We start from the raw sequence: 8,084 nt of genomic DNA, 5'->3' as shown, positions 1-8,084 counted from the left end.
CAGATCGTGGCGAATAATGAAGAAGTAAGCACTGTCAGTGCTTGCCAGCTTTCGCAAACAACGCTTCCACCGCCTGCTGCGTCAGCGGGTGATAACCGCTCTTTGCCTTCGCATACACCTGCTCGGCAAACGCCAGCCCGTCCGGTGTCTTGGTCAAGGCGCGGTAAACCGGCAGGGTGAGATACAGGCGGCCGATGCGCGTCATATGTTCCGCCGCGGCCGGCCACGCAGCCTTGTCGCCGGCAGCGATGGCGTGCACGTACCAGCGCATGCCGATCTCGGCATTGGGCGTGCCGGTGAGATGCCAGGCAGCGTCGAGTTGCTGCATCCTGGCCAGCGGCGGCGCATCCGGCAGGCCGTCCAGGAAGTACATCCACTCCTGCGTATTCCAGTCCTTGGCGTCGAGCTGGTCGGCGTCGAGCGTGCCGGCGAGGAAGGCGGTGCGCTCCTTGTCGATGGTGTCGAAACGCGGCGAATCGGGAATCGGCGCCTGCTTGGGTATGCCGGTGCCGTACACCCATGCCTGCACTTCGTTCCAGCTCATCTTGCCGGGGTATTTGTCGATCAGGTTCGGCTTCAGATAAGCGAGCATCTGCTCGGTGGTGATGCTCTGGAAGGCGAAGTGATTGAAGTAGCCCTTGAGGTAATGGTCGAAGGTGTCGCGGCCGAAGCGCTGTTCCAGCGCGCGCAGGAACCACGAGCCCTTGCTGTATGCCACATCCGAAAGCGTATCGTCCGCATCGATGTTGCCCGGCTTCGGCGCCAGGCGCTGCGCATTCTGCGGCAGCTCGCCGAGTTCGCGTTGCAGGCCATGGATGCTCAGCAAGTCTTCCTCGTCGGCCTGGCGCTTGCCATACAGCGCCTCGGTGATACGGCCTTGCACGTACGTGGTGACGCCTTCGTTGAGCCAGATGTCGCGCCACGATGCCGCCGTCACCAGGTTGCCCGACCAGGAGTGCGCCAGTTCATGCGCCACCAGCGAGACCAGGCTCTTGTCGCCCACCAGCACGGTCGGCGTGGCGAAGGTCATGTTGGGGTTTTCCATGCCGCCGTAAGGGAAGCTCGGCGGCAATACCAGCAAGTCATAACGGCCCCAGCGATACGGTCCGTACAACTGCTCGGCCGTGGCGATCATCTTTTCGGTGTCTTCGAATTCATGCGCGGCCTTGCCGACCACGGAAGGCTCCGCATACACCGCCGAGCGCGGACCGGTTTCCTTCACCGCCAGATCGCCGGCGGCAATGGCCAGCAGGTAGGAAGGGATCGGGTGCGTCTGCTTGAACGTGAAAGTGCCATCCAGCGGATGGTTGGGATCGTTCGGCGCGCTCATCGCCACGCGCATGTCTTTCGGTGCGGTCACCTGTGCATCGTAGGTAAAGCGAATCGCTGGCGAATCCTGCAGCGGCACCCAGGAGCGTGCGTGGATGGATTCCGATTGCGAGAACATGAAAGGCAGCTTCTTGTCCGCCGTCTGTGCAGGCGGCAGCCATTGCAGGCCGCTGGCGTTCGGCGATGTGCTGTAGACGATGCGCACTTCGTGCGGATGCTGCGGCGTCTGGATGGTGAGCTTGCTGCCGAGCTGTTGGTCGCGCGGCGCCAGCGCGTACTTCAGCGGCGCGGTCTTGCCGCTTGCGTCCACGGATTCGACATCGGCAATGTTCAGATCGCGCGTATCCAGCACCAATGCGGCGGCCTTGGGGTTCTTCCAGTCCAGCGTCAGCGTGGCCTGGCCATCCAGCTTGCGTTGCGGGAAGTCGACGTTGAGCTTCAGGTCGAGATGGGTGACGCGCACGTCATCCGGCTGCGCATAGGAATAGGGATCATTGGCATAGGCGGCCGCGGGCAGGACCAGCGCGCCTAGGGCCAGGGTACGAAGCGGGGACATCGTGCGGCTTCCATGGGACATCGGGAGCGGCGAGTATGCCATCGCCGCCCATGGCGGAGGTTGGTCAGCAGTAACGATCGGCAAGCGAGTCGGTGGCCTGGATCAATACGTCCACGATCGCCGGCTCCGACGCGGCATGTCCGGCCAGCACGACATGGAACGCCGCTTCCGGCCAGGTTGCCGCGAGATCGAAAGCATTTTTCACCGGACAGATAATGTCGTAGCGGCCATGCACGATGGTGGTGGGAATGTGGCGCAGCTTGGCCACGTCGCGCAGCAGTTGCCCGGGCTCCAGGAAAGCCTCGTTGCGGAAATAATGCGCCTCGATGCGGGCGAGGCTGAGCGCAACTTCCGGCGCGGCGAAACTTGCTTCGGTTTCCGGGCTTTCTTCCAAGGTAATGCCGCCGCCTTCCCACGCACCCCAGGCCTTGGCGGCCTCCAATCGTGTGCTTTCATCCTGGCTGGTCAGTCGTCGCCAATAAGCTTCCAGCATGTGGCTACGTTCTTCTGCGGGTATCGCTGCCGCATAGCGCTGCCATTTATCCGGAAGAATCCAGGACGCGCCGCCTTCTTCGTAATACCAGCGGACTTCTTCCGGACGGCACAGGAAAATGCCGCGCAAGACCAGGCCCAGCACGCGCTCCGGGTATGTCTGCGCATAAGCGAGTGCCAGCGTGGAACCCCAGGAACCGCCGAACACCACCCAGCGTTCGATGCCCATTTGCTCGCGTATGGCTTCGATGTCCGCGACCAGGTGCCAGGTGGTGTTGTCGGTGAGATCGGCGAACGGCGTGGAACGTCCCGCGCCGCGCTGGTCGAACAGCACGATGCGATAGCGTTGCGGATCGAAGAAGCGGCGGTGATAGGGCGACAAGCCCGCCCCGGGGCCGCCATGCAGGAAGATCACCGGCAAACCCTGCGGATTGCCGCACTCTTCGACATACAGCGTATGCCGGTTGTCCACGGCGATGCGATGCGTGCGGTAGGGTTCGATCTCGGGATACATCGTGCGCATGATGGGAATGTCCTTGGCTATGTAATCACGTAGATGGGCGCGGCGATGGTGGGGTTCGCGTGCGCTCACCGCAACCTACTCTTGCGACAGTGCGCGCGCTGCATCCCACATGCCGCGCGTGATGGACCGGTTGGCGTGCGATGTCTGCAATACGATCAGTGTCGTAGTGCTTATGCTGGCGTGGATTTTCAGCAGGCGATCGAGCACGGACTCCAGGTGATTGATCGACATCGCCACCACGCGCAGCAGTGCGGAATCTTCGCCGGCGAGGCGGCGGCAATCGAGCACTTCCGGAATATCGGTGACGAGCTTGCCCATGCGTGCGCAGATACCGCCATCGCAGCGTACGCGCACCATCGCTTCGATGCCGAAGCCCATACGCTTGGGTTCGACCACGGCGCGATAGCCGGTAATGATGCCGGCCTCTTCCATGCGCTTGATGCGCTCGGCGACGGCGGGCGCAGACAGCCGCACCGTGCGGCCCAGTTCGGCGTAGCCCATACGAGCATCATGTTGCAGGGCTTCGAGCAGTTGCCAGTCCTTGGCGTCCCATTCGGGTTTCGATTCGTAGGTCATGGCGCAAAAAAGATATTTCGATCGATGGCGAAACATGGGGGCTGACTTCGGATGCATTATTCATCAGCCGCCGCTCCAAGACTAGGATTTATCCCATTCCTGCTTCCATGCATCGGACCGCCCATGAACACTGCCGAGCGCCTTGACGGGCGCGCGCTGAGCTACATCGCCATTGCGCTGATTACCTGGTCGTCCGCTTATGCGGCGATTGCGTATGCATTGGCCTCGTTTACGCCGGGTGAGGTGGCGCTGGCGCGCCTTGCCATCGGCTCGCTGTGCTTCGTGGCCTTGCTGTGGCTGCGGCGTGCCGCATTGCCGCGCCGTAGCGATTGGCTGCAGCTTGCCGTGCTCGGCGTGTTCGGCCTTACCGTCTATCACCTTTGCCTCAACTATGCGGAAACGCGCATTGCCAGCGGCACCGCGGCCATTCTGATTTCGCTGGTGCCGGCGGTGACCGCGGCGCTGTCGGCCTTTTGGATCGGCGAGCGCATCAGCGCGCGCAGCATGCTGGGGCTGGGCGTGGCCTTGTTCGGCGTGGTGCTGGTGGTGCTTACCAGCGGCAGGGAAGTGCGTTTTCAGCCGATGGCGGCACTGGTCTTGATCAGCGTGCTTGCTTCGGCGGTGTTCTTCGTGGGGCAAAAGCCGCTGTTCGCGCGCAACGACATGGTCGGCGTCACCACCTTCGGGTTTCTTGCCGGCACGCTGGGCGCGCTGCCGTTTGGCCTGGGTTTGCCGCATGCATTGGCCGCTGCGCCGTGGTCGCATATTGCTGCGCTGATCTGGCTGGGCATCGCGCCGACCTTCGTGGGCTATCTCTCGTGGAACGCCGCGCTGAAGCGCGCATCGGCTTCACAGGTGACCAGCTTCATCTATTTCTCGCCGCCGATCGCCGTGCTTATCGGCTGGGTCTGGCTGGGCGAGCAACCGGGCTGGCTGACCTTGCTGGGCGGCGTGATTACCGTGGGCGGTGTCGCGCTGGCGAATGCCAAACGCCGTCCGTCGACGCCGGTCGAGCCTGCAGTAAATTCGGTCGCCGCAAAAGAATGCTGAGCCCTGATGCAGGTTTGTCGATGATGATGTGTAACTGTCAACGTTGAAGGAGAAGAGGATGTACACGCTGCACATCGCCAACAAGAACTACTCCTCCTGGTCGCTGCGTCCGTGGGTACTGCTGACCGAGCTGGGCATTCCGTTCGAGGAAAAGCTCACGCCGTTCCTGGGTGGCACCTCATCGAGCTGGCAAGCGTTTCGCGGCTTCTCTCCCACCGGGAAAGTACCTTGCCTGCACGATGGCGATACGGTGGTGTGGGAATCGCTAGCCATTGCCGAGTACGTCGCGGAAAGCCATCCAAGCGTGTGGCCGACCGATCCACGCGCCAGGGCGTGGGCGCGCAGTGCGGCGGCCGAGATGCATGCGGGCTTCCAGCAATTGCGTTCGCGCTGCCCGATGAACTGCGGTATCCGCTTGCGCTTGCACGAGATGTCGCCTGCCTTGTCGCGTGATATCGATCGTGTGCAGGAATTGTGGCGCGAAGGCTTGCAGCGCTTCGGCGGCCCGTTTCTTGCGGGCGATGCATTTACCGCCGTCGATGCGTTCTACGCGCCGGTGACCTTCCGCATCCAGAGCTATCAGCTAGCCGTGGATGAGGTGAGCCGTGCCTACGTGCAGCGCATGTTGGCCCTGCCTTCGATGCGCCGCTGGTATGACGCTGCATTGAAAGAAACCTGGCGCGATCCGGATCACGAGCAGGAAACGCTGCAGCAGGGCGTGCTATTGGAAGATCTGCGCGCCGCCTGACGCTGGTGGGCGGCATCAGGTTCTGATATCGACTTCAGAACTTATACCCGCGATGGATGGCCACGATACCCTGGCTGAGGTTGCGCACTTCCACACGCTCGAAGCCTGCGTTTTCCATCATGCCCTTGAGCGTGCCCTGATCCGGATGCTTGCGGATCGACTCGGCCAGATATTGGTAGCTGTCCGCGTCGCGCGCGAACAGGCGGCCAAGCCGAGGCAGTACCTGGAAGGAGTGAAAGTCGTACAGCTTGCCCAGCAGCTCGTTGCGCACCTTGGAGAATTCCAGCACCAGCGCGCGGCCACCGGGCTTGAGCACGCGGTGGATGTCGGCCAGCGCCTTGTCCTTGTCGGTGACATTGCGCAGGCCGAAGGCCATGGTCACCGCGTCGAAGCTGTTGTCGGGAAAGGGTAGCGCCTCGGCATTGGACTGCACCCAGCGCAGGCCCGCGACCACGCCGCGATCGGTCAGCCGGTCGCGGCCGACGTTGAGCATGGCCGCATTGATGTCGCCGACGATCACTTCGCCTTGCTCGCCCACGATCGGCTTGAGCAGTGCGGCGATGTCGCCGGTGCCACCAGCCAGGTCCAATACGCGGTCGCCGGAGCGGATGCCGCTGATGCCGACGAAATAGCGCTTCCACACGCGGTGGATGCCGAACGACATCAGGTCGTTCATCAGGTCGTAGTTGCGGGCGACCGAGGTGAAGACCTGGCCGACCAGCTTCTGTTTTTCCCCGACCGGGACGTCGCGGAAGCCGAAATGGGTGGTGGACTGCTCGCTCATGCGCGCATGGTACTAGGAGTCTGCGGGACTTGAGTGGCCCAGGCGAAAATCTGCCTGCGCGAGACCCCTGGAGATCGGCGCTTCACAAAAAGGGCGCAGTGTGGATAAGTCGACCTTATCTGTCATATAGGCAACATGGAGTGGCCTGATGGCGTCGGCCGGCGTAGCCTTCCCGCCGACCATCACGACGGGAGGAAAAAATGAAGCCCTCGATTTCGCTGCTGTGCATTCTGAGCCTGGTTTGCTGCGCCACCGCTGCGGCCCAGGGGTCGGCAACCCAGGTCATCACCGCTGCCGGCAACTATCATCCCTTGCCCAGGGCGGCCTATCAGCCCAATCCGGCCAATACCTACAAGGTGGTGTTCGCCATGACCAAGGGCAGTGAAAAACCCGGTGAGATCAACCCGGCACTCGAGCGCGTGGCGCGCACGGTGAATCTCTACGCCTCGGCGGGCGTACCGCTGGACCATTTGAAGTTCGTTGCCGTGGCATCCGGGGCGGCAACCTCGGCCGTGCTCGACGATGAGCACTACAAGGCGCAGTTCGGCGTGGCCAATCCCAACCTTGCCGTGATTGCGCAATTGCACAAGGCCGGCGTGGACGTGGCCGTGTGTGGCCAGGCCGTGGCCGAGCATCATTACCAGGATGCATGGGTAGCGAAGGACGTGACGCTCAGCCTTTCCGCCCTCACCACGATTACCGAACTGGAACAGCAGGGCTACGCCCTGATGCCGCTCTGAGTCGAGGTGGCGATCATGATGTCGCGTTGTGCAAAGCTGTCGCTGGCAGCACTGCTGGCTGTTGCCTGCAGCGCTGCGCAGGCCTCGCAATCGGACTACCTGCCACCGTGGAATCCACCGCCGGCGGGTGGTATCTCGTTCGCGGTACCGCCATTCGACGCCATTGCCGACCTGCATGGCGACATCGTCGATCCGCAGTTGACGGTGTTCTTCGCCGGCAACCAGTTCATGGTGGTGCACGATCTGGTGGAAGCGTTCAAGCATCGCTATCCGCAGTACCGGCGCGTATTCGTGGAAACCTTGCCGCCTGGCATCCTGGCCAGGCAGATCGAAACCGGTTCGCTGGTGATGGGCAATCTGCGCATCGCCTTGAAGCCGGATATCTTCACCAACGGCAAAGCTTCGATCGCCGAACTGCAACAGCAGCATGCCTGGTTTGCGGACACCGTCGACTATGCGCGCAACCCGCTGGCGATCATGGTGGCGCGGGGCAACCCCAAGCAGATCCATGGCCTGCAGGATCTCGGCCGCGCCGACGTGCGCGTCAGCATGCCCAATCCGAAGTGGGAAGGTATCGCCAAGCAGATCGAGGCCAGCTACCGCAAAGCCGGTGGCGATGCCTTGGACCACACCATCATGGATGACAAAGTGAAGGCCGGCAGCACCTACCTCACGCGCATCCATCATCGCGAATCACCGCTGCGCGTGTTGCAGGGCGAATCGGATGCTGCGCCGGTGTGGTCGACCGAAGCGTACTTCCAGCAGGAGGTGCTGCACCGGCCGGTGGAAACGGTGGCGATTCCTGCCGACCAGAATGTCACCGCCACGTACACCGCGGCACGCATGAAAGATGCGCCGCATGCACAAGCCGCAAAAGATTTTCTGGCGTTTATGACATCGGAGCAGGCGCAGGCCATCTATCACAAATACGGCTTCCAGCCGCCGCAGCCATGAAGTACGCCTGCATCGCATGGTTCATGTTGTGCGCACTTTGGGTAAGTAGCGCACGGGCCGACACACCTGACGGCGCCACGATTGCGCAGCAAGGCAATGGCCATGGCGCCGCGCCATGCATGGCGTGCCACGACGCCAACGGTGGCGGCCAACCCGCGGCGGGCTTTCCCCGACTGGCGGGACTGCCTGAAGCTTATTTGCGCAAGCAACTTGAAGACTTCGCCGATGGTTCGCGCGATAACGCCACCATGAGGCCGGTGGTCGGTGCCTTGACCGACGCCGAACGCGATGCGGTGGTGAAGTACTACAGCAAACTGCCAGTGCCGGCCCCT

At 62.6% G+C, this 8,084-nt stretch carries 9 protein-coding genes; 5 read left to right on the top strand and 4 right to left on the bottom strand.

Annotated elements, in window-relative coordinates:
- Positions 1 to 34 precede the first annotated feature (34 nt).
- The 3 genes from VMA74_RS12545 to VMA74_RS12535 all read right to left on the bottom strand — a co-directional run bounded on the left by VMA74_RS12545 (position 35) and on the right by VMA74_RS12535 (position 3,512).
- Complete coding sequence (locus VMA74_RS12545; RefSeq protein WP_325367422.1) at positions 35 to 1,885, bottom strand: M1 family metallopeptidase; 1,851 nt, start codon at positions 1,883 to 1,885, stop codon at positions 35 to 37.
- Positions 1,886 to 1,949: 64 nt separating this feature from the next.
- Entirely contained in the window at positions 1,950 to 2,900 is a 951-nt protein-coding gene (pip, locus tag VMA74_RS12540; protein WP_325367420.1) for a prolyl aminopeptidase, read from the bottom strand.
- Positions 2,901 to 2,975: 75 nt separating this feature from the next.
- On the bottom strand, positions 2,976 to 3,512 hold the full coding sequence (locus VMA74_RS12535; protein ID WP_325367418.1) for an Lrp/AsnC family transcriptional regulator: 537 nt from the start codon (positions 3,510 to 3,512) through the stop codon (positions 2,976 to 2,978).
- 87 nt (positions 3,513 to 3,599) lie between these two features.
- Here VMA74_RS12535 and VMA74_RS12530 point away from each other — a divergent pair, with 87 nt between their 5' ends.
- Complete coding sequence (locus VMA74_RS12530; RefSeq protein ID WP_325367416.1) at positions 3,600 to 4,526, top strand: DMT family transporter; 927 nt, start codon at positions 3,600 to 3,602, stop codon at positions 4,524 to 4,526.
- Positions 4,527 to 4,584: 58 nt separating this feature from the next.
- Entirely contained in the window at positions 4,585 to 5,274 is a 690-nt protein-coding gene (locus tag VMA74_RS12525) for a glutathione S-transferase family protein (RefSeq protein WP_325367414.1), read from the top strand.
- 34 nt (positions 5,275 to 5,308) lie between these two features.
- Here VMA74_RS12525 and ubiE read toward each other — a convergent pair whose 3' ends face one another.
- Positions 5,309 to 6,058, bottom strand: coding sequence for a bifunctional demethylmenaquinone methyltransferase/2-methoxy-6-polyprenyl-1,4-benzoquinol methylase UbiE (gene ubiE / locus VMA74_RS12520; RefSeq protein ID WP_325367412.1), 750 nt, complete (start codon positions 6,056 to 6,058; stop codon positions 5,309 to 5,311).
- 200 nt (positions 6,059 to 6,258) lie between these two features.
- Between ubiE and VMA74_RS12515 the strand changes: the two genes are divergently transcribed.
- The 3 genes from VMA74_RS12515 to VMA74_RS12505 all read left to right on the top strand — a co-directional run.
- Positions 6,259 to 6,798: a DsrE family protein gene (locus VMA74_RS12515; protein ID WP_325367410.1), complete on the top strand. Its 540-nt coding sequence runs from the start codon at positions 6,259 to 6,261 to the stop codon at positions 6,796 to 6,798.
- A 15-nt stretch (positions 6,799 to 6,813) separates the two neighbouring features.
- On the top strand, positions 6,814 to 7,752 hold the full coding sequence (locus tag VMA74_RS12510; RefSeq protein WP_325367408.1) for a substrate-binding domain-containing protein: 939 nt from the start codon (positions 6,814 to 6,816) through the stop codon (positions 7,750 to 7,752).
- A partial coding sequence (locus VMA74_RS12505) for a cytochrome c (protein ID WP_325367406.1) occupies positions 7,749 to 8,084 on the top strand: 336 nt, incomplete at its 3' end. The genes VMA74_RS12510 and VMA74_RS12505, both read left to right, overlap by 4 nt.

It is taken from the genome of Dyella sp., from assembly GCF_035508675.1.
In the GTDB taxonomy this organism is placed as follows: Bacteria; Pseudomonadota; Gammaproteobacteria; order Xanthomonadales; family Rhodanobacteraceae; genus Dyella_B.
The sequence above is the reverse complement of the archived record's forward strand: the minus strand, read 5'-3'. Positions and strand labels throughout refer to the sequence as shown.

Bases quoted from the DNA above. Each gene is read 5' to 3' on its own strand.
- VMA74_RS12510 (WP_325367408.1), top strand. From the start codon at position 6,814: ATGATGTCGCGTTGTGCAAAGCTGTCGCTGGCAGCACTGCTGGCTGTT.
- VMA74_RS12525 (WP_325367414.1), top strand. From the start codon at position 4,585: ATGTACACGCTGCACATCGCCAACAAGAACTACTCCTCCTGGTCGCTG.
- VMA74_RS12530 (WP_325367416.1), top strand. From the start codon at position 3,600: ATGAACACTGCCGAGCGCCTTGACGGGCGCGCGCTGAGCTACATCGCC.
- ubiE (WP_325367412.1), bottom strand. From the start codon at position 6,058: ATGAGCGAGCAGTCCACCACCCATTTCGGCTTCCGCGACGTCCCGGTC.
- VMA74_RS12545 (WP_325367422.1), bottom strand. From the start codon at position 1,885: ATGTCCCCGCTTCGTACCCTGGCCCTAGGCGCGCTGGTCCTGCCCGCG.
- pip (WP_325367420.1), bottom strand. From the start codon at position 2,900: ATGCGCACGATGTATCCCGAGATCGAACCCTACCGCACGCATCGCATC.
- VMA74_RS12515 (WP_325367410.1), top strand. From the start codon at position 6,259: ATGAAGCCCTCGATTTCGCTGCTGTGCATTCTGAGCCTGGTTTGCTGC.
- VMA74_RS12535 (WP_325367418.1), bottom strand. From the start codon at position 3,512: ATGTTTCGCCATCGATCGAAATATCTTTTTTGCGCCATGACCTACGAA.